The organism is Rhizobium cerradonense (assembly GCF_030182455.1).
GTDB lineage: Bacteria > Pseudomonadota > Alphaproteobacteria > Rhizobiales > Rhizobiaceae > Rhizobium.
Genome location: NZ_JAQJCK010000001.1, coordinates 519838 through 540084, shown reverse-complemented (window position 1 = coordinate 540084; position 20247 = coordinate 519838). Strand labels below are relative to the sequence as shown.

The following is a 20247-nucleotide window of genomic DNA, read 5'->3' as shown; positions in this document are numbered from 1 at the left end:
CGGCGGAAGAGCAAGCTTCCGCCGTCGTCTTTTCCCAAGGAATCGACGGCGATCACTCGCCGTAGACGTCGAAGTCGAAATACTTGTCCTGGATCTTCTTGTAGGTGCCGTCGGCACGGATCGCGGCAATCGCGGCGTTTAACTTGTCCTTAAGGGCGGTGTCACCCTTGCGGAGGCCAATGCCGGCGCCGACGCCGTTGATTTCCGGATCGACCTTCAGCGTGCCGAGCATCTTGCAGCAATTGCCGGCATCGGACTTGACCCATTCGGAGAGAACCACGACGTCGTCGATGACAGCGTCGATACGGCCGTTAGCGAGGTCGAGCTTATATTCATCCGGCGACGGATAGAGCTTCAGCTCGGCATCCTTCAGATGCGCGGTGGCGTAGTTTGCGTGCGTGGTCGAGGACTGCGCGCCGATGGTCTTGCCCTTCAGGGCCGCATCGGTTGCTTCGGTTATGGTCGAATCCTTCGGCACGGCGATGGCCGGCGGCGTATTGTAGTATTTGTTGGTGAAGTCGATGGTCTTTTGACGCTCCGGCGTGATCGACATGGACGATACGATGGCGTCGAACTTCTTGGCCTGCAGAGCCGGAATGATGCCGTCGAAATCCTGGTTCACGAAGGTGCACTTGACCTTCATCTGATCGCAAAGCGCATTGGCTATATCGATGTCGAAGCCGACGAATTTGCCGGCGGCGTCGAGCGATTCGAACGGCGGATAGGTTGCGTCGGTGCCGATGACGATCGAATCGCCGTCAGCAAGCGCTGCCCCGGCGAAAAGCGACATCGCGGCAAGCGATGCAGCGGCGAAAAGACGAGTGGAGATGCGCATTTTGATCCTCTCTGTTGGCGACCGGCGGCTATTTTTCTTCATTGGCGGCCGGCCAGAATGGAGCGGGTGCGTGGCCCGCCTGCCTTCGATAATCGTACTTTTTTTTCGCAAATTGCAACTGGAATTACGAAGCCGGTTTGCATCGCACACACTATCTCCAAAGCGCTTGCGCGATCCCGCAAAGCTGAACGGAAGCCTTCCGGCGCGTTCAGGCGGGGTTAATTTTCCGTATCTAATTCTTTGGAACATATCACCGTTTGCCGCGATTCAGCCCTATGGACACCGAAAATCGGCCGGGATCATGGGGCATCTGTTCCGCGGGCTGAGATCCGCACCTTGGCGGATAATGATAAGAAAAGGAGATCCCAACTATGGGAAAGCGATCCAGACTATTTGCCAGTGCAGCATTTCCACTGCTGTCTCTATCACTGGCATTTGAGCCGGCTGCCGCCACAGCGCTGCGCGACCAAGCCATCGCACCGTTGAGCAATGCTGCCGCCGGATCGGTCGCCGTCAACGGCAATGCAAGTTTCGAGGTTGCCCAGGAGCAGCCGGCTCCGGACGGGCAGTCCGAAGAGGAGCTGAAAAAGCGCAAGAAGCCAGGCGGTGCGGAACAGGGCGAGCCGCAGGGCCAGAAGCATCAGGCCGCACCAGCACAGCAGGGCGGAGCCGAGCCACAGCGCAAGATGAAGGAAGCCCAGCCCGAAGGGCAGCCTGAACAGCAAAAGCCCGCCAAGCAGCAGCAGGAAACACAGCAGCCCAAGGCGCTGCAGCCGCAGGCGGTACCGGAAACCCAGCAGGCTCAGCCGGAGCAAAAGAAGCACAAGCAGAATGCGGAGCAACAGCCAGCGGCGCAGCCGGAAGTAGCGCCGCAGCCGAAAGCGGCCCAGCAACAGGCTGCCCCTGAAACGCAACCGCAAGGCCAGCCCGAACTCAAGAAACGTCAGAAGAAGCAAGATCAATCGGCTGAACCGGCACAGCAGCCAGCCGAACAGAAGGCCGCGCCCGCGCAGCAACAGGCGCCGGCTGCACAGCCGACTCAGAGCGGACAGGCCCAGCCGGAAACCCCCGCCCAGCCTGAGAAGAAGAAGCATCAGAAGCTGCAGGGCCAATCGGCTGAACCGGCGCAGCAACCGGCGGAACAGAAGGTAGCCCCAGCTCAGCAACCAGCAGAACAGAAGGTAGCACCGGCCCTGCAACAGGCTCCCGCCACAGAGCAGGCCCAACCGAAGACCCAGGTTCAGCCTGGAAATCAGGTCGAGCCCGGCACGCAGCAGGGCCAGAAGCCGGCGACCGGCAAACTGCCGCAGACTGAGCAGGGCGCGCAACAGCCTGCAGCCACTCCCGAACAAAAGCCAGTTCAGAAGAACCTGGGACAGCAGGCTCAGCCGCAGAACGAGGTAGCTCCGCAGGTCGGCAAACAGCAGCAGCCGAATGTCGAAACCGGTGCTCCCGCTCAGGGTAACGCCGTGCAGGCGCCTGCCAATGGTGCCGCGCAGCAGGGCGCCCAGACAGCGGCCCCCGCCGCTGGAGGTGAGCAGGTTTCGCCGCAGGAACTGGAGCGTCGCAAGAAGATCGCTGCAAATCCTGCAGCCAGCAACGAGACGGTTATTCTGCCGGTGCAGAATGGCGCTGCCGTGCTGGATAGCGACAAGGATGCGGCGCGGCGCGGCTTCCGTCAGGGTGGCCAAGCTGCCGGCGGGCAGGCTCAGACTGGTGCCGGTCAGGCTCAGACTGGGCAAGCGCAGAACGCCCCGGTGCAACAGCCGCAGGCCTATGCTAAGGCGCCGACATCCGATGCCGAAGCTCAACGCGCGCTCGCTGGCCAGCAGCAGCAACAGCCTGTGAGGATCGAAGCCATAACCAGCGAGCAGGGGCGTCGCCTCGACCGCAGGCCGGATTTCGCGTCGCCGGAAGGCGTTGCACTCCAGCCGAACGGCAATCAGGGCGGCCGCGTCATCCTGAATATCGACAATACCTACGTCGTTCGTCACGATGATAGCGCGCGCTTCATCCGTGAGGGTGAACGTCCGATCTATGAGCAGCTTCCGCGCGACCGTTACCGCGAAACGATCGATCAGCCGGATGGCGATCGCATTATTACCGTGCGCAATCGCTATGGCGACGTCATTCAGCGCTCGCGCATCGACGCTCGCGGCCGTGAATACGTGCTGTTCTACTCCCCGGAACTGGAGGATCAGCCGGACCGCGACGACTACTTCCGCGATCCGGGCGACGAGTTGCCGCCGATGCGCCTGCGCATTCCGCTGAACCAGTACATCATCGACACGGGCACGGACCGCGAGGCGGATTATTACGACTTCCTGCGCGAACCGCCGGTCGAGCCAGTCGAGCGGGTCTATTCGCTGAACGAAGTGCGTTATTCCGCCCGCATCCGCGACAAGGTGCGCCGTATCGACCTCGATACGATCACCTTCGCGACCGGCAGTGCGGAAATCCCGATGTCGCAGGCGAGTACGCTGCGCGGCGTTGCCGACGCCATGGGCAAGATCGTCAAGAAGGACCCGACCGAGACCTTCATGATCGAAGGCCATACGGATGCCGTCGGCACTCCGGAAAGCAATCTGGTCCTTTCCGATCAGCGTGCCGAATCCGTCGCCAAGGTCCTTAGCGACGTCTATGGCATTCCGCCGGAAAACCTGGTGACCCAGGGTTACGGCGAGCAATATCTCAAGGTGAATACGCAGGGGCCCGAGCAGGAAAACCGTCGCGTTACCATCCGCCGTGTCACGGCGCTGGTGCGTCCGGTCGCTTCAACCCAGTAAGCTTTTCCTGTCTCAAACGCGTAAGGCCGTCGGGAAACCGACGGCCTTATTCTTTTGCCAGTTCGCCGAGGCCAACCGTCGCAGCGATGAAATCGGCGATCGCCAGGGTATCGTCGAGATCGAAGACGGTCAGTGCGCCGGCATCCTCCACCGGATGGTCGGTGGCTATGGCGACGATATGCGGGTCTTGCGGCGCCAAGGGCACGCGGTTGGCCGCCTCGAGGCGACGAGCTTCGATCTTGGGGATCGGCTCGCGCTTGTAGCCTTCGATCAAGACGAGGTCGCAAGGGGCAAGCCGCGCCAGGATTTCCTCGAAGCTCGGCTCCGGCTCGCCGCGTAGTTCGTGCATGATGGCATAGCGCGTGCCGGAAACGATGGTGACTTCATGCGCTCCAGCTTCGCGATGGCGAAAGCTGTCGGCGCCCACCTTGTCGATGTCGAAGTCATGGTGGGCATGTTTGATGGTCGAAATCTTGTAGCCGCGGCGGGTGAATTCGGTGACAAGCCGCACCGCAAGGCCGGTCTTGCCGGAGTTCTTCCAGCCGGCGATGCCGAAGATTTTGGGTCGCTTGGTTGTCATGATGTCTGCTCCAATGCCGCGAGCCATGTTTCTGCGGCGATCAGGTCTTCTGGTGTGTTGACGTTGAAGAAGGGATCGAGGGAACCGATCGGCGTTTGGATCATGGCAAATTCGACCGTTCGGACACTATGACGCGCGAGATAGTCCCTGACGCGTCGCTTGTCATCCTTGACAAGCCAGGTCGCGAGATCGTTGGCAATCGAGACGGGCCACACGCCGAACACCGGATGATCGCGACCCAATGATGTGGCTATCGCGATTTCGTCTCGGTCTTCGATCGTTTCGGCCAGCCGGGCGACCAGATCGATTGGAAAAAACGGGCTGTCGATCGGCGCCGTAGCGATATGCGACGCGTCCGGGTGCCTCATCACCGCATGGCGCATGGCGGTGTGCACGCCCGCCAGCGGGCCGAGCTTGCCGGGGATGGTGTCGGGAACCAACGGCAGCCCTTCCGTATCCGACCAATCGGCATCGGCATTCAACGCAACCGGCTTTCGCTGCTGCTGTCCGATGCGAGCGGCTATACGCGTCAGAAGAGTTTCGCCACCGAGAAGTGCAAGCGCCTTGTTCGCACCCATGCGGCTGGAGCGACCGCCGGCGAGCAGATAGGGCGGGATATCGGCGGGATCGGGGATGAAGCCGGGCATGTTGGGCGACCTCAGGCGGGCACACGCGGCTCGGATTCCTGGGCGACGCGCTCGACCGCTTGCCGTTTGCTCTCCCGGTAGAATGTATAGAGACCGGAGGCGATGACAATGGCGGAGCCGATCATGGTCCAGGCATCCGGCATCTCACTGAAGAACAGCAAGCCAAGCAATGCCGACCAGATGAGGCTTAGATAGCGGAACGGTGCGACGAAGGAGATCTCGCCCGTGCGCATCGCCTGGATCACCGATTGATAGCCAACGAGCACCAGGATCGATGCGAGCAGGATGTGCGAGAACGGGGTGAAAGTGATCGGCTGCCAGCCGCCGAGCGGAGCGATCGACAGGGCGCCGAAGATGGAAATCGAGACAGCGGTACAGACCGTCACCATCAGCGACGGCACATCCTTGCTGACACAACGCGTCGCCAGATCGCGGGCGGCTGTGGCGAACATACTGGCGACCACGAGCAGGGCAGCCGTCGTGAAGCCATCGGGGCCGGGGCGGATGATGATGAGCACGCCGACAAAGCCGACGACGATCGCCGTCCAACGCCGCCAGCCGACCGGTTCCTTCAGGAACAGGGCTGCGCCGAGGGTAACGGCGAGCGGCAATGCCTGCAGGATGGCGGAGGCATTGGCAATCGGCATCATGCCGAGCGCGGTGATATAGGTTGCTGCCGCAATTCCTTCGCAGACGACGCGCAGCGCGATCATCGGCTGCAGAATGACTTTCCATGAGCGCAGGGCTCCCATATTCCAGGCGAGCAGAAAGACGAAGATGCTGGTAAAAAGCCCGCGGAGAAACATGATCTCTCCTGCGTTCATGACCGCGATGACTGATTTGGAAAGTGCGTCGCTGCAGGAAAAGCCGGCCATAGCTGCGGCCATGTAGAGCGCGCCCTGCGTATTCTTCGTCCGCGGCATAAAGCGATTCCCTGGATATATCAGCTCGCTCTACTGCGGTTTTCCGCAAATTGGAATCATTGCCGGTGTAGTCGTGATCAAATTCGATTGTGCGTCGCAATGAAAACGTGAGCTGATGGCGAGTGCAATCACGCCGAAATCGCAAAATCGGGACAGCACTGTCGATTTTTGGGAGATGTGCGATCTTTTACGTTCGTGATTAATCCTTATTCAATCTAATTTCCGGACGCTCGGCTCAGTTTTGCATGAGGCAGAAGCTCTACCGCAGCGCAGCAGGGAATGACGGTCCCGCCTTCGCCGGATACCAACGAATTTCATTGGGGCGTGGCATGTTCTTCATTGATCGTCTTCTGCAAAGCCGCCGGATCGTGACCAAGGTTCTTATCTTCGTCGTACCGCTGGTGGTGCTCATCGCCGGCATCGGCCTGGTTGGCTATCACACGGCCAATATTCTCAACGGCCATATGACCGTGACGCGGGCGACGATCGAAAATATCAGCGACTTCGAGAACTTGCAGGCTGCTTTGCAGGAGTTCACCACGTCGCCATCCGATGAAACGCGCAAGACGCTTGCGGACAAGATCGATGCGCAGGCGGCCGGCGTCCAGCGTCTGAGCGGCCTGCTCAGCAATGATCAACGCGCCAAGATCTCCGCCGTCAGCGATCTGGCCGACAAGATGCGCACGCAGACGGCCGCCCTTTGGAACATCAAGCAAAAGCAGGACAGCGATGTCGACGCGATCCAGAAGGCAGTGTCGGGGCTCGAAGCCAGCGGCAAGGCGGCTGGAAAGCAGATCGACATCATCCGCAAGGAGTTCGGCGACAAGGAAACCTTCGCCAAGGAACTGCTTTACGATGCCGCTGCCTTCAAGGGCCTGTCGGACAAGATGAGCAACCTGCGCATCCAGGTGCAGATGGCCGCGGATTCCAATGAGGAAATCTCCGATGCGCGTACCTATACGGATGCGATCCTCAAGCAGGTCGCCACGTCGAAAGCTCTTGTTTCCAAGCGTGGCGTCGCGCTGGTCAACGGCGCGGCCGATGCTGCCAATAAGCTTGACGCAGTCCTGAAGGGCGGCGACACCGCCGATCTGAAGGTCCAGGCCATGGGACCGATTCTGCAGAGCTTCGTGAAGATCGAAGGGGATATGACCCTGCAATCGGCCAAGAACAGCGATACTGCCGCCGATCGCTTCGTCAGCCTCGACAAGATCATCGACGGCCAGAAAGAATTGTTGGATCACGTCGACCAGGCGCTGGGCATCATCGATCGCCTGACGCTGCATACCGCACGGATGGAGAATGTGCGCGACGCTGCCTCGCGGGACGCCGTCGTTGCCGATCTGAAGGATCTGCAAGACGCCGGCGTAAAGATCTCTGCGTTAGGCCAGACCAATTCTACGATGCGCGATTTTTCTGCTCGTACTCAGCCTTTGATCGACAGCGTGACCAAGGGTTCGGCCGATCTGTTGCAGACTGCGTCCGACTGGAAAAAGACGCGCGTCGATTCCAACAGCTTGCTGGCGGATGCGATGACGTCGCTGCGCAGCTTCGTTGCGCAAGCGCAGGAGATCGGCAAGGAAGACAGCGAGCGCTCCGCCAATGTCTCCGTCATTGCCATGATCCTCGGTACGTTGCTTGCCATCGTCGGCGGTCTAATGCTGGTCGAAACGCTGCGTGGACCTCTGAAGCGGGTTACCGAAATCATGACGCGGCTTGCCAGCGGCGATCTGGAAGTGGCGATCGACGGCCGCAATCGCGGCGACGAGATCGGCGATATGGTGCGTTCCGTCACCGTCTTCCGCGACGCTGCCGTGGAAAATGTCCGCCTGGAGCGGGAGGCCGAGAGCGCACGCGCTTTGTCGGCGGAGGATGCCGCACGCCGCGCCGCCGACCGCGCCCGCATCGAAGCCGAGCAGAAGCAGGCGCTGAATGCGCTGGCAGACGTTCTCTCCAAGCTTGCGGATGGCAATCTGGAAGAGAGCATGCGCGAAGACCTCTCCGCCGATTTCGTCGAAATGGCATTCACCTACAATCACGCTGTCGAAGCCCTGCGCGAGACGTTGACGGATGTCCGCTACACGGCCGAGGAGATCAAGGGCGGTACCGGCAATCTCGCCGCATCCGCCGACGATCTCGCACGCCGCACCGAGCAGCAGGCGGCTGCCCTCGAGGAAAGTTCGCGGGCACTCCACCGTCTGAGCGACGTCGTGCGTTCCACCGCCGACCGCGCTAAGCAGACGGCGGTCTCGGTCAACGAGACCCAGGCTTACGCAACGCAATCCGGCGAAGTCGTCGCCAAGGCCGTCGGCGCCATGAGTGAGATCAACCGCTCGTCGGAAAAGATCGTCACGATCATCGGCGTCATCGACGAAATCGCCTTCCAAACCAACCTGCTGGCGCTGAATGCCGGCGTCGAAGCCGCCCGCGCCGGCGAGGCCGGTCGAGGTTTTGCTGTCGTCGCGCAGGAAGTGCGCGAACTGGCGCAGCGCTGCGCCAACGCGGCAAAGGAGATCAAGGGCCTGATTTCGGCAAGCTCCTCGCAGGTGCAAAATGGCGTCCATCTGGTCGAGCAGACCGGTGCTGCGCTCGCCGAAATCATCGGCCATGTGACCGGCGTGCAGAAGCTCGTCGCCGACATTTCCGCGGCAACGGCCGAGCAGTCGACCGGGATCGAAGAAGTGACGCGAGCGGTCGGCGAAGTCGAGCTGATCACCCAAAGAAATGCGGCGATGGTGGAAGAAAACAACGCCGAGATTCATGGCCTGCGCCAACGCGTCGATATGCTCTCCGACAAGATCGACCGCTTCCGCACGGGCGATGGCGACGGGGCACATGAAGGCTATGGGTATCGCGCCGCCTGAGGCGTTACTTCAGAAAACAACAGCAACCAATAGAAACGCCGGACTTATCGCCCGGCGTTTTCTTGTCTTGGTATGGGAAGATCAGCCGCCGGTGACGCTCATATGGCGGGCGACAGCCGGTCTGTTGTGCGTGCGGTCGATGATAAAATCGTGACCCTTCGGCTTACGGGTGATCGCTTCGTCGATGGCGGCGTAGACGAGCGCGTCATCTTCGGTGGCGCGCAGCGCCGTGCGCAGGTCGGCGGCATCGTTCTGGCCGAGGCACATATAAAGCGTGCCGGTGCAGGTGAGGCGCACGCGGTTGCAGCTCTCGCAGAAATTATGGGTCAGCGGCGTGATGAAGCCGAGGCGGCCATCGGTTTCGGCGACTTCGACATAACGGGCCGGACCGCCGGTCTTATATGGAATGTCGGTCAGCGTGAATTGTTGTTCGAGATCGGCGCGCAATTTGGAGAGCGGCAGGTACCGGTCAGTGCGATCTTCCTCGACCTCACCCATCGGCATCGTCTCGATGACGGTCAGGTCCATGCCGCGGCCATGGGCGAAGCGCAGCAGCTCGGGTATCTCCGCCTCGTTGAAATCCTTGAGCGCCACGGCATTGAGCTTGATCTTCAGGCCCGCCTTCTGCGCGGCGTCGATACCCTCCATCACCTTCGCGAAATCGCCCCAGCGGGTGATGGCGTGGAATTTATTGGGATCGAGCGTGTCGAGCGAAACGTTGATGCGGCGCACGCCGCAATCATAGAGCTCCTCTGCATAGCGCGAGAGCTGCGACCCGTTTGTCGTCAGCGTGAGCTCCTCCAGGCCACCGTCTTGAACGCGTTTGCCGAGCTCGCGCACCAGAAACATGATGTTCTTGCGCACCAGCGGCTCGCCGCCGGTCAGGCGAATCTTACGGACGCCTTTAGCAATGAAGGCGGAACAGAGCCGGTTCAGCTCTTCCAGCGTCAGCAGATCTTTTTTCGGCAGGAAGGTCATGTTTTCCGCCATGCAATAGGTGCAGCGGAAATCGCAGCGGTCGGTCACGGAGACGCGCAGATAGGTGACCGCCCGCCCGAAAGGGTCGATCATCGGTGACGCATCCGCCACCAGCGGCGATCCGTTGCCTATCGTACCGACAATGCTGTTCACGAAAACCTCCGTTGTCATGTTAATGTGTGCATAGGCGATTGTTGCGTCAAGGGAAATGCATTTTCAAATGCACTTGCGCGTTAACGACTGGCGGCCTACTTCTCCGGGTACGCATTGAAACGCATGGGAAAATCGATGAGCGACGTCTGGCCAACCGAACTGAGAGTGTCGAAGGACCGCCATCATCTGGTGGTGAGCTTCAATGACGGCGCAAGCTTCGATCTGTCGGCGGAAATGTTGCGCGTGCTGTCGCCATCGGCCGAAGTGCAGGGACATGGGCCAGGGCAGAAGATCACCGTGCCGGGCAAACGCAATGTCGGGATCATGTCGATGACGCCGACCGGCAACTATGCCGTCCGCATCGGTTTTGACGACATGCATGATACCGGCATTTTTACGTGGGCCTATCTTCGCGAGCTCGGCGAGAAAGGTTCCGAGCTTTTCGCCGCCTATGAGGCCGAACTGAAGGAAAAGGGCTTGAGCCGCGACGTGGCGGGCAAGCCGCACTAGCACTGTCAGCAGCAAGGGGACAGGCATGGCAGGTGGGGATACGGGAAGCTGGCTGCGCGCCAAAGGTAGCAAGAACGAAAGCAAGGTCTCTTTCGTCGAGCTGTTTTTCGATCTCGTCTTCGTCTTCTCGATCTCGCAGCTTTCGCATGCGCTGGCCAGCCATTTCACTCCCCTCGGCGCTCTCGAAGCCGGCATGCTGATTTTTGCCGTCTGGTGGGTATGGATATTCACCGCCTGGGTGACGAACTGGCTCGATCCCGATCGCATGCCGGTGCGCATCATGCTCTTCGTGCTGATGTTTGCCGGGCTGGTTCTCTCAGCGTCCATTCCGGATGCCTTTGCCGGGAAAGCCATTTTCTTCGCCGGCGCCTATGTGTTCATGCAAGTGGGCCGTTCGCTATTTACCGTCTATACCCTAAAAGACGTCAGCCCGGCCAATCATCGCAATTTCGTCCGCATCACCTGCTGGCTGATCGTGTCGGGGATCTTCTGGATTGCCGGCGCCCTGATGGAGGGCGAGACGCGGGTGTCGCTGTGGCTCGCTGCGCTGGCGATCGAATATGCAGCACCCGCCTTCGGTTTCGCCGTGCCCGGCCTTGGCAAGTCGACCGCGGCGGATTGGGATGTTTCCGGTGCGCATCTTGCCGAGCGCTGCGCGCTCTTCATCATCATCTGCCTCGGCGAGGCAATCCTGCAGGCGGGCAAGACATTTGCAGAACAGCCGCTTTCGCCGCTGATCGTTGCGGTATTCGTCACGGTCTTCGTCGGCACCGTCGCCATGTGGTGGATCTATTTCCAGTTCGGCCATGAACGTGCCGCCCATCGCATCGAGCAGGACGAGACGCCCGGCAGCCTAGCGCGACAGGCTTTCACCTATGCGCATATCCCGATCCTGGCGGGCATCATTCTGAGCGTCGTCGGCGACGAATTCTTGTTCTCCCATCCCCATGACCCGGCCGACATACATATGGCGGCGGCGATCCTTGGTGGCCCGGCCGTGTTCCTTGTCGGCAATCTCTGGTTCAAGGGGGCGACGACCGGGCGGCCGCCGCTATCGCATTTCGTCGGCCTCGCCGGGCTGGCGCTGCTGGTTCTCGCGGTTTCCCAGGTCGATGTTTACCAGCTCGGCATCCTCGCCACGGCGGTCCTCATCGTCGTCGCGATATGGGAGTTCGCCTCGCTGAATCGCGCAGTGCCGTTGGCCCGCCCGCCGGGCAATCACTAATCGCCGATTGTTTCCAAAGGCTCGCGTTCTTCCTGCAGCAACAGGCTGACAATGCGTTCCATGTGGGCCGTCATGATTTCGCATTCGTCGAGTGGTGCGTCCGAGAGCATGCGGTCGATGAGGTCGGTCTGGATGGCCATGGCTTCTTCCGTCAAGCGTCGGCCTTCCGTGGTCAGATAAAGCCGCCACACGCGCTTGTCGTGTTTATCGCCGCGACGCTCGATCAGGCCGCGTTTTTCCATCTGCGGCAGGAGCATGCTCATGTTGGAGCGACCGACTAGCAGCTTGTGGGCCAATTCCTGCTGCGAGATGCCTTCGAAGCGGAAGAGATTGACGAGAATGTCGAGATGCGGCGGCTTGATGTCGAGATGCGCAAGTGCCCGGCCGAGCGATTGCTGCATGAGCTGGCAGGCGCGGGCGACGGCAATCCAGCTACGAAAACGCGGATGGTCCCAAGGTAGGGATTGATTTTTGTTCATCGTTGTACTTTATTGTTCATGATTGAACATTATTGGATTCCCACTATGCCATCCTTTGCGCTTAAGGTCACCCGGCTAGGATTGTCCAGCCTTGGCAGGATTTCGCCGCAGCTTGCCGGCAAAGCCGCCTTCAAGCTTTTCTGTCTGACACCGTCGCGCCGGCCGCAGGGCGCCAAGGCGGAGGCTGCGCATTCACAGGGCAGGGCGCGTCTGAATTCTGCCGAGCAGATCATGCTGTCTTTTCGCGGCGGACGGGCGATGGCCTATCGCTTGAACGGCGGGGCCAAGGGCCAGCGGAAACGCTTTCTTGTCGTCCATGGCTGGGGCTCGAGTAGCGAATACATGTCGGAGCTCGCCGTCTTCCTCGCAAATGCGGGTGCCGAAGTGATCTCGCTCGACCTGCCGGGCCATGGCCGCTCGCCGGGGCGCTTCCTCAATGTGCGCCTTGCGGTTTCGGCCATCGTGGCTGCGGCGGAGCGCTTCGGCGCTTTCGACGCGACCATCGGCCATTCGTTCGGCGGTGCTTCCATTGCAATGGCCGCGGCCGGCTTTCTGCCGGGCACAGAGCCGACTCTGACGGATCGCCTGGTGCTGATCGGCGCACCGAGCGCAATGGGCTGGCTGTTCACGGATTTCGGCAGGATGATGCGGCTCGATCCTAAAGTGCAGGCAGCACTTGAAGCGGAGGTCGGTCATGTCACTGGCAGGGCGCTCGATGAGTACGTTGCCGAACACAGCGTTCGCGATCTGGGCAGACCGGTATTGGTCATCCACGCCGAGGATGACAAGGAAGTCAGCGCCGATCATGCCCGCGCCTACGCCAGCGCCGGCGATCATGTTCGCCTCCTCTGGGCCAACGGCTTCGGCCATCGCCGTATCGTCAGCGCCGCTCCCGTGCTGGAGGCGATCGGCGAATTCCTGGCGGAAGCGCCGGCATCTGCTGAAGAAAATGCATTCGAAAGCGACGGCGAAACGGTTATATCCTTTCTTCGGACGTCGGTGCGGCGTGTGTCATAGCAACGTCACGCCTTGCGTCTAACCCGCCAGTATCTGGATCAAAAAGACGTGAGGCAACATGCGGATCATCACTTCCGTTGAAGAACTGAATGAGCTTTATGGCGGCACGAGCGAGGCATCGATCGCCAAGGTGACGACTGCTCTGACGCCGCTTTATCGCCGGATGATCGAGGTATCGCCCTTCATGGCGCTGGCGACGGTCGGCCCGGAGGGGCTGGATTGCTCACCGCGCGGTGATTTGGGCGGCGTCGTGCGCGTGCAGGACGACAAGACGCTGCTGCTTCCCGACTGGCGCGGCAACAATCGCGTCGACTCGCTGGCCAATATCGTCAGGGATCCCCGCATTGCACTGATGTTTCTAATTCCCGGTTCAAACACAACGATGCGCCTTAACGGTCGCGCGGTGGTCTCCATCGAGGAAAGTTTGCTTGCGAGTTTCGAGATGGAGGGCAAGCATCCGCGCAGTGTCGTGGTGATCACCATCGACGAGGTCTATTTTCAATGCGCGCGGGCCGTGATGCGTGCCGAACTCTGGAAGACGGAGACATTCGTCGATCCGGCAAGCCTGCCGACGCCCGGCATGCTACTGAAGGCGGCGAAGGGCGATTTCGATCAGGAGACCTACGATCGCGAATGGCCGGCGCGAGCCGCCAAAAGCATGTGGTAACAAAAAAATCCGCCGGCGCGCTTGGGGAAGCAGCACCGGCGGATAAGACTTTAACTCTGGTCCGATTCTAACTTTTGTAGATGAGCCAGCTCTTCGAGAAGTCTTTCTGCATGCCTTCCTGATAAATATAGCTGGAGTTGCGGCCGCCATTCTTGGCGCAATAGAGCGCAATATCGGCCTTGCTATAGAGTTCGCCGGGATCTCCGGCTTCCGAGGCCATGCAGATGCCGAGCGAGAGGGTGATCGGCCCGTAATTCACTCCTGTGCGGGAGTTCTTGAACGGCGTCGTCTCCAGTGCACGGCGGATACGCTCGCAGACCGCCATAACCTCTTCCGACGTATTGCCTTCCAGGATCAGCGCGAATTCCTCGCCGCCGGTGCGGGCGACGAAGGCGTCGCGACGGACATTGGCGCGGATGAGGGAGGCGACGGTTGCGAGGATCTTGTCGCCGACCGGATGGCCGTATGTGTCGTTGACCTTCTTGAAGTAATCGATATCGGCCAGCACCAGCGCCGTTACGGGCCGGGCCATCTGATTGTCAAAGATGGTGGCCAGGCGATCATCGAAGGCGCGGCGATTGGAGAGGCGCGTCAGAGAGTCGGTATTGGCAATGCGCTTGTATTCGTCCAGTTCCTTGCGCACCTGGTCCATTTCCTGGCTGCGCTGCGCAACATTCTCGACGGTCTTTTCGCCGTGCGCCATCGTGTCGCCGGTCGCTTCCGCCAGGATGTCGATGGCGCTGCGCAGCAGATCGACGCTATTGTTGTTCTTGGACGTGATGCGTTGGCAGGTCTCGCCGAGCAATCGATTGTAGCTTTCAAGCGACGTCTGTTCCTGTCGCAGCGTGCGCAACACGGCATCGAGTTCCGAGATCAGGCGGGCATGGGCGTCATCGAAAACGCGGCCGGCATGGTGGGAGAAATGCTGGGCGCCCAGTGCATCCAATTCTTCTTGCGTGGCGTTGCTGCCGAGTGCGGCAAGCTCGCGAGTCAAGGCAGGATTGGAACCAATATAGGCTTCGTAGAAAAGTTCGTAGTTGCGCGGGATCGGCGCGACCCCCATGGATCGCATGGCATAGGTAATCTGTCCTGCCACGTCGGGAACTTGCGCCTTGGGCGCAACCACCGTACTCATCGGCGAACTCCATTAAATGATTTCATGAAAGCACTATTTTTAGTTAGCCTAAGAATCTTTGAAAAAGATTAAGGCAATGAATGTAAAATCTTATAAGTTCGGACTTGGGTTTAGTTTTATTATAACGTGGAAATACTTACCAGGAAGGCACCGAGACGGTGCCTTCCTTCTTGTCTGACTATTGACAAAGTTCAGCCGAGGTTGAGTTCCTGGAAGAAATCGTTCCCCTTGTTGTCGATGACGATGAAAGCCGGGAAATCTTCGACTTCGATCTTCCAGACTGCTTCCATGCCAAGTTCGGGATATTCCAGCACATCGACTTTCTTGATGCAGTCCTGAGCGAGGCGGGCGGCCGGACCGCCGATCGAGCCGAGATAGAAACCACCATGCGACTTGCAGGCCTCTCGCACGGCGCGCGAGCGGTTCCCCTTGGCGAGCATCACCATGGAGCCGCCGAAGGACTGGAACTGGTCGACATAGCTGTCCATACGTCCGGCCGTCGTCGGGCCGAAGGAACCGGAGGCGTAGCCGGCAGGCGTCTTGGCCGGGCCGGCATAATAAACCGGATGATTCTTGAGGTAATCCGGCATGCCCAGGCCTTTTTCCAGGCGCTCGCGGATTTTTGCGTGCGCCAGGTCGCGGGCGACGATGATAGTGCCGGTCAGCGACAGCCGGGTCTTGACGGGATGCCGCGACAATTCCGCCAGGATCTCGGGCATCGGCCGGTTGAGATCGATGCGGACCATCGATTCGGAAAGCTTGGCCTCGTCGATTTCAGGCATGTATTTCGACGGATCAGTTTCGAGCTGCTCGATGAAGATGCCGTCGCGGGTGATCTTGCCCTTGGCCTGACGATCGGCGGAACAGGAGACGCCGAGGCCGATCGGCAGCGAAGCGCCGTGGCGAGGCAGGCGGATGACGCGGACGTCGTGGCAGAAATATTTGCCGCCGAACTGCGCGCCGACGCCGAGGCTCTGCGTCAGCTTGTGAATTTCCTTTTCCATTTCGATATCCCGGAAGGCATGTCCGCTTTCGGAGCCCTCCGTGGGAAGACAGTCGAGATAGCGTGTCGAGGCCAGCTTGACCGTCTTCAGGTTCATCTCGGCCGAAGTGCCGCCGATGACGATCGCCAGATGGTAGGGAGGACAGGCGGCCGTGCCGAGCGTCAGGATCTTCTCCTTGAGGAAATCCAGCATGCGGTCATGGGTGAGCAGCGACGGCGTGCCCTGATAGAGGAAGGTCTTGTTGGCCGAGCCGCCGCCCTTAGCGACGAAGAGGAATTCGTAGGCGTCGGTGCCTTCCTCATAGATGTCGATCTGCGCCGGCAGATTGTTCTTGGTGTTCTTTTCCTCGAACATCTTGATGGGCGCGAGCTGCGAATAGCGCAGGTTCTTTTTCTCGTAGGCGTCCAGCACGCCCTTTGCCAGAGCCGCGTTGTCGCCGCCTTCGGTCCAGACGCGACGGCCTTTCTTGCCCATGATGATCGCCGTGCCGGTGTCCTGGCACATGGGCAGCACGCCGCCGGCGGCGATATTGGCGTTCTTCAGCAGGTCGTAGGCGACGAAGCGGTCGTTGTCGGTCGCCTCCGGGTCTTCGAGGATGAAAGCGAGCTGCTGCAGGTGGCCTGGACGCAGCAGGTGGTTGATATCGGCAAAGGCGGTTTCGGCGAGCAGCCGGATACCCTCGGGATCGACGGTCAGGATGTCCTGGCCCTTGAACGTGTCGACGGAAACATAGTCTCCGGAAATCTTGCGATAGGGAGTGGCGTCGTCGCCGAGGGGAAAGAGATCGTCAGCCATGCGTGGACCTTTCAATGCCTTGATGTGGCGGAAGAGACGTTTGCGAACGGTCTAAATCCGGCAAGGTCCAAATGCAATTGGCTGGATGCGGCAACTCAATATCCCATAGACAATTGGTGCTCAAACAGGCTCTTGAGATAACGGTCAGCAAGGAGCGCATTTTACATCAGGAGGCCGGGCGAGGTGCCCAATGAGGCTGGCCAGGCCGCAAGCTCGTTGGTCTGCCGCCATCGCATCGGCGTCATACCGGTCCATGCTTTGAACGCCCGATAAAAGGAATTCGTATCTCGATATCCTAGAAACCAAGCTACCTCCTCGACCCTGATCGTGGGGTCGGCCAGCAGTTGAATGCCAAGTTTGTGGCGTGCTTCGTCGAGGAGAGATCGAAACGTCATGCCCTCCGCTGTAATTCGGCGCTGTAGCGTCCGCTTGCTCATGCCCATATCGCGCGCGACATCGTCCACTTCGGGGCGGCCGCTCGCCATAGCGCGCTTCAGCACCGACTTGACCTGATCGACGAAGCTGCTTCCCGACTCCAAATCACGCATTGCCTCCGAAAGCGCTGGCGTCAGCATATGCAATAGCTCAGGATTGTGGTCGATGAACCGGCGGTCGAGGTCGGCTGACGCAAGGATAAGTCGATTTTTGGACGCCTCGAAACGGATCGGACAGCCGAAGAAGGCATCGTGTAAATCGGTGGATGGGCCAGCCCGCTCGAATTCGATCCCGACCGGGCTAAGAGCCTGCCCTGTGCCCCGCCGTCCGAGTTCGATCAGCATCGCAAAGCTGGCGTCGACGGCGAGAGCCGGTTCCGGCTCCGTGCCCGGCGGCCACTCTATAGTGAGAACAGCCCGGCCATTCTTTTCGTCGCAGAGAAGCTCATCGGGACTGCAAAGCAGCTTGAACCGTACAAGCCGCGCAATACCGTCGCGATAGCTCTCTGCGTAGGAAGCGGCGAGGAATGCCAGTTTGTGGGTTGCGGTGCTGGTTTCGCGGACCATCTTGATGCCGAACCCCGCGTCGCCGGACAGCGCTTCGATTGCACGCCAAATCCTGAAAAGTTGTGCTGTGCTGATAATCGCCGTGGGATCGTGGTGAAGCGTGGCGGGAAGGCGCGCTTGTCTCAGTACAGTTGTCGGCTGCAAGCCTAGAAGCTCGACGGCACGCCAGAATGCTTGGGGTAGCCTGCAACGATCCGCGCGAACAACCTTCATCGTTTTCCTATTCAACAAGGGCAGCCTTTGGCTGGTAGTGTCCTGAGCCCAATCATCCATGGGACTTGGTCACTGTCGCCGCCTGGACGGGCATACCTTCTGTTTGGTTTAGGGGCAGATCCCTCCGAAATCGGACACTCGAGCACTTTGGCGTATTTCGCAAGTAAATTGGCACTCTGTGCTGATGCGGCCAAGCGGCCCGGCCTTTATCTCCACTCTACGCACCTTGCTAACTGGCCGAGTGACCGGCAGCGGCAAACATGCGGATCCGTTTCTCAGGAGATCGACCATGTCACTTACATTCTACACCAACCCCAATTCCCGCGGCCGCATCGTTCAATGGATGCTCGAAGAGGTGGGGTGCGAGTACGACACCGTTCTGCTCGATTACGAACGCTCCAGTGCCGCCGACCGATGGGGTGGCGCAGCGCTTGCGCGCCCTGGCGACGCTTCCAGCCAGCGCGGCCGCTTCTTCACGGAGGTGAACCCGATGGGCAAGGTGCCGGCGATCGTTCATGACGGCCGGGTGATAACGGAGAGCGCCGCTATCTGCGTGTACCTCGCCGAGGTCTTCGCCAGCGCCGGATTGGCGCCAACCGCGGACGAGCGGGCGGATTATTACCGGTGGATGTTCTTCGCGGCCGGACCGCTTGAACAAGCTGTGACCAATCATCGGGCCGGCTTCGTTCCCGCGCCGGAGCAGGAGTTCTTTTTCGGGCACGGCAGCTACGAGCGCACCGTGGACCAATTGGAACGCGCGGTGAGCGCGAATCCCTACATCGCAGGAAATCGTTTCACCGCGGCCGACGTCTACGTCGGATCGCATATCGGCTGGGGCCTTGGGCTCGAAACCCTCCCGAAGCGTGACGCATTCTTGGAATATCTGGGTAGGATTACGCAGCGCGACGGCTTTCGAAGGGCTATCGCCAAAGGCGAGACGAAGGTCGCTGCCTGATTGTAATCACCGTAACAGGGCGCGCTTTCGGCAGATGCCGGAAGCGCCTCCCCACTTCGCAGAGTCTACTTCGGCCCAATCATCGTCTCCGGCCGGACGATCGCATCGTAATCTTCCGCCGAAACCAGCCCGCTCGCCAAAGCCTCTTCCTTCAACGTCGTGCCGTTCTTATGCGCCGTCTTGGCGATCTTGGCGGCATTGTCGTAGCCGATCTTCGGGGCAAGTGCGGTCACCAGCATGAGCGAACGTTCGAGGCCAGCCCTGATATTCTCCTCGCGCGCCTCGATGCCGACGACGCAATTGTCGGTGAAGGAGACGGCGGCATCGCCGAGCAACTGCACCGACTGCAGGAAATTGTAGGCCATCATCGGATTGTAGACGTTGAGCTCGAAATGACCCTGGCTGTCGGCAAAGGTCAGCGCGGCATTGTTGCCGAAAATGTGGGCGCAGACCTGCGTCAGGGCTTCGCATTGCGTTGGATTGACTTTGCCCGGCATGATCGACGAGCCCGGCTCGTTTTCCGGCAGCGCCAATTCGCCGAGGCCGGAGCGGGGGCCGGAGCCGAGCAGGCGGATATCGTTGGCGATCTTGAAGAGAGCGGCAGCGGCGGCATTGATGGCACCATGGCTGAAGACCATCGAATCATGGGCCGCCAGCGCTTCGAACTTGTTTGGAGCGGTAACGAAGGGCAGGGCGGTGATTTTGGCGATCTCGTCGGCGACCTTTTCGGCAAAACCGATCGGCGCATTCAGGCCGGTGCCAACCGCGGTGCCGCCTTGGGCGAGTTCGCAAAGGCCGGGCAAGGTCAGCTCGATCCGCTTGATCGAGGACGCGACCTGTGCGGCGTAGCCGGAAAACTCCTGGCCAAGCGTCAGCGGCGTGGCATCCTGCGTGTGGGTGCGGCCGATCTTGATGATGTGGGCGAAGTCGGCGACTTTCTTTTCCAATGCCGCATGCAGATGTTTGAGGCTTGGCAGCAGATGATGAACGATCTGCTCGGCGCAGGCGATATGCATCGCGGTCGGATAGGTGTCGTTCGACGACTGGCTCATATTGACGTGATCGTTCGGATGCACCGGCTTCTTGGAGCCCATGACGCCGCCCAGCATTTCGATCGCGCGGTTCGAGATCACCTCATTGGCATTCATATTCGACTGCGTGCCGGAGCCGGTTTGCCAGACCACCAGCGGGAAATGCTCGTTGAGCTTGCCGTCGATCACTTCCTGGGCGGCCTCGACGATCGCTTTGCCGAGAGCGGGATCCAACTGGCCAAGCTCCATGTTGGCCCGTGCAGCGGCCTGCTTGACGATGCCGAGGGCACGTACGATCGACAGCGGCTGCTTCTCCCAACCGATCTTGAAGTTGCCGAGCGAGCGCTGCGCCTGCGCGCCCCAATAGCGGTCGCTAGCCACTTCGATCGGGCCAAAAGTATCGGTTTCAGTGCGGGTGGAGGTCATTATCCCTGGTCCTGCTTTTCCGT

17 protein-coding genes are annotated in these 20247 nt (G+C 60.3%); 7 read left to right on the top strand and 10 right to left on the bottom strand.

Translation table 11 applies throughout. From position 1 onward, the window contains the following. Positions 1–52: 52 nt before the first annotated feature. A complete protein-coding gene (locus tag PH547_RS02600) occupies positions 53–835 on the bottom strand; it encodes an ABC transporter substrate-binding protein (protein WP_260303881.1) in 783 nt (260 codons plus the stop codon). A gap of 371 nt (positions 836–1206) precedes the next feature. Between PH547_RS02600 and PH547_RS02595 the strand changes: the two genes are divergently transcribed. Then, positions 1207–3621 (top strand): OmpA family protein, encoded by a 2415-nt coding sequence (locus PH547_RS02595; RefSeq protein ID WP_104823307.1) that lies wholly within the window; start codon positions 1207–1209, stop codon positions 3619–3621. Positions 3622–3667: 46 nt separating this feature from the next. On the opposite strand, the gene mobB is transcribed toward PH547_RS02595, so the two are convergent. From mobB to PH547_RS02580, 3 genes are read right to left on the bottom strand one after another with little or no spacing between them, the layout of a single operon-like run. Continuing rightward, positions 3668–4201, bottom strand: a complete 534-nt coding sequence (gene mobB, locus PH547_RS02590) for a molybdopterin-guanine dinucleotide biosynthesis protein B (protein WP_104823306.1) — start codon at positions 4199–4201, stop codon at positions 3668–3670. Beyond that, a complete protein-coding gene (gene mobA, locus PH547_RS02585) occupies positions 4198–4848 on the bottom strand; it encodes a molybdenum cofactor guanylyltransferase MobA (protein ID WP_104823305.1) in 651 nt (216 codons plus the stop codon). Before mobA ends, mobB begins: the two co-directional genes overlap by 4 nt. 11 nt (positions 4849–4859) lie before the next feature. After that, the gene (locus PH547_RS02580) at positions 4860–5771 is read right to left on the bottom strand and encodes a DMT family transporter (RefSeq protein ID WP_104823304.1); all 912 of its coding nucleotides are present in this window, start codon (positions 5769–5771) and stop codon (positions 4860–4862) included. Between the two features lie 329 nt (positions 5772–6100). Between PH547_RS02580 and PH547_RS02575 the strand changes: the two genes are divergently transcribed. Further along, positions 6101–8635, top strand: coding sequence for a methyl-accepting chemotaxis protein (locus PH547_RS02575; RefSeq protein WP_104823303.1), 2535 nt, complete (start codon positions 6101–6103; stop codon positions 8633–8635). Positions 8636–8716: 81 nt separating this feature from the next. On the opposite strand, the gene moaA is transcribed toward PH547_RS02575, so the two are convergent. After that, positions 8717–9766, bottom strand: coding sequence for a GTP 3',8-cyclase MoaA (moaA, locus tag PH547_RS02570; RefSeq protein WP_104825117.1), 1050 nt, complete (start codon positions 9764–9766; stop codon positions 8717–8719). 135 nt (positions 9767–9901) lie between these two features. Between moaA and PH547_RS02565 the strand changes: the two genes are divergently transcribed. Next, positions 9902–10276: a gamma-butyrobetaine hydroxylase family protein gene (locus PH547_RS02565; RefSeq protein WP_104823302.1), complete on the top strand. Its 375-nt coding sequence runs from the start codon at positions 9902–9904 to the stop codon at positions 10274–10276. Between the two features lie 25 nt (positions 10277–10301). Then, complete coding sequence (locus tag PH547_RS02560; RefSeq protein WP_104823301.1) at positions 10302–11501, top strand: low temperature requirement protein A; 1200 nt, start codon at positions 10302–10304, stop codon at positions 11499–11501. On the opposite strand, the gene PH547_RS02555 is transcribed toward PH547_RS02560, so the two are convergent. Beyond that, a complete protein-coding gene (locus tag PH547_RS02555) occupies positions 11498–11980 on the bottom strand; it encodes a MarR family winged helix-turn-helix transcriptional regulator (protein ID WP_104823300.1) in 483 nt (160 codons plus the stop codon). The two genes, PH547_RS02560 and PH547_RS02555, sit on opposite strands and share 4 nt — an antisense overlap. A 45-nt stretch (positions 11981–12025) precedes the next feature. On the opposite strand from PH547_RS02555, the gene PH547_RS02550 reads away from it, so the two are divergent. Then, positions 12026–12997 (top strand): alpha/beta hydrolase, encoded by a 972-nt coding sequence (locus tag PH547_RS02550; RefSeq protein WP_285167333.1) that lies wholly within the window; start codon positions 12026–12028, stop codon positions 12995–12997. Positions 12998–13055: 58 nt separating this feature from the next. Next, positions 13056–13664, top strand: a complete 609-nt coding sequence (locus PH547_RS02545) for a pyridoxamine 5'-phosphate oxidase family protein (protein ID WP_104823298.1) — start codon at positions 13056–13058, stop codon at positions 13662–13664. 67 nt (positions 13665–13731) lie between these two features. On the opposite strand, the gene PH547_RS02540 is transcribed toward PH547_RS02545, so the two are convergent. The 3 genes from PH547_RS02540 to PH547_RS02530 form a co-directional block, all read right to left on the bottom strand. Then, a complete protein-coding gene (locus PH547_RS02540; RefSeq protein ID WP_104823297.1) occupies positions 13732–14799 on the bottom strand; it encodes a GGDEF domain-containing protein in 1068 nt (355 codons plus the stop codon). Between the two features lie 191 nt (positions 14800–14990). After that, positions 14991–16598, bottom strand: a complete 1608-nt coding sequence (locus PH547_RS02535; RefSeq protein WP_285167332.1) for a fumarate hydratase — start codon at positions 16596–16598, stop codon at positions 14991–14993. A gap of 161 nt (positions 16599–16759) precedes the next feature. Beyond that, positions 16760–17812, bottom strand: coding sequence for an AraC family transcriptional regulator (locus PH547_RS02530; RefSeq protein ID WP_285167331.1), 1053 nt, complete (start codon positions 17810–17812; stop codon positions 16760–16762). Between the two features lie 289 nt (positions 17813–18101). On the opposite strand from PH547_RS02530, the gene PH547_RS02525 reads away from it, so the two are divergent. Then, complete coding sequence (locus tag PH547_RS02525; protein WP_104823294.1) at positions 18102–18767, top strand: glutathione S-transferase family protein; 666 nt, start codon at positions 18102–18104, stop codon at positions 18765–18767. A 65-nt stretch (positions 18768–18832) separates the two neighbouring features. Here the strand turns inward: PH547_RS02525 and fumC are convergent, their stop codons facing one another. After that, positions 18833–20224, bottom strand: a complete 1392-nt coding sequence (gene fumC, locus PH547_RS02520; protein ID WP_104823293.1) for a class II fumarate hydratase — start codon at positions 20222–20224, stop codon at positions 18833–18835. Positions 20225–20247 lie beyond the last annotated feature (23 nt).

What these genes read in the sequence shown, in the direction of transcription:
- mobA (WP_104823305.1), bottom strand. Translation starts at nt 4,848, where the DNA reads ATGCCCGGCTTCATCCCCGATCCCGCCGATATCCCGCCCTATCTGCTC.
- fumC (WP_104823293.1), bottom strand. Translation starts at nt 20,224, where the DNA reads ATGACCTCCACCCGCACTGAAACCGATACTTTTGGCCCGATCGAAGTG.
- PH547_RS02555 (WP_104823300.1), bottom strand. Translation starts at nt 11,980, where the DNA reads ATGAACAAAAATCAATCCCTACCTTGGGACCATCCGCGTTTTCGTAGC.
- mobB (WP_104823306.1), bottom strand. Translation starts at nt 4,201, where the DNA reads ATGACAACCAAGCGACCCAAAATCTTCGGCATCGCCGGCTGGAAGAAC.
- PH547_RS02535 (WP_285167332.1), bottom strand. Translation starts at nt 16,598, where the DNA reads ATGGCTGACGATCTCTTTCCCCTCGGCGACGACGCCACTCCCTATCGC.
- PH547_RS02575 (WP_104823303.1), top strand. Translation starts at nt 6,101, where the DNA reads ATGTTCTTCATTGATCGTCTTCTGCAAAGCCGCCGGATCGTGACCAAG.
- PH547_RS02545 (WP_104823298.1), top strand. Translation starts at nt 13,056, where the DNA reads ATGCGGATCATCACTTCCGTTGAAGAACTGAATGAGCTTTATGGCGGC.
- PH547_RS02530 (WP_285167331.1), bottom strand. Translation starts at nt 17,812, where the DNA reads ATGAAGGTTGTTCGCGCGGATCGTTGCAGGCTACCCCAAGCATTCTGG.
- PH547_RS02580 (WP_104823304.1), bottom strand. Translation starts at nt 5,771, where the DNA reads ATGCCGCGGACGAAGAATACGCAGGGCGCGCTCTACATGGCCGCAGCT.
- PH547_RS02565 (WP_104823302.1), top strand. Translation starts at nt 9,902, where the DNA reads ATGAGCGACGTCTGGCCAACCGAACTGAGAGTGTCGAAGGACCGCCAT.
- PH547_RS02525 (WP_104823294.1), top strand. Translation starts at nt 18,102, where the DNA reads ATGTCACTTACATTCTACACCAACCCCAATTCCCGCGGCCGCATCGTT.
- PH547_RS02550 (WP_285167333.1), top strand. Translation starts at nt 12,026, where the DNA reads ATGCCATCCTTTGCGCTTAAGGTCACCCGGCTAGGATTGTCCAGCCTT.
- PH547_RS02595 (WP_104823307.1), top strand. Translation starts at nt 1,207, where the DNA reads ATGGGAAAGCGATCCAGACTATTTGCCAGTGCAGCATTTCCACTGCTG.
- PH547_RS02560 (WP_104823301.1), top strand. Translation starts at nt 10,302, where the DNA reads ATGGCAGGTGGGGATACGGGAAGCTGGCTGCGCGCCAAAGGTAGCAAG.
- PH547_RS02540 (WP_104823297.1), bottom strand. Translation starts at nt 14,799, where the DNA reads ATGAGTACGGTGGTTGCGCCCAAGGCGCAAGTTCCCGACGTGGCAGGA.
- PH547_RS02600 (WP_260303881.1), bottom strand. Translation starts at nt 835, where the DNA reads ATGCGCATCTCCACTCGTCTTTTCGCCGCTGCATCGCTTGCCGCGATG.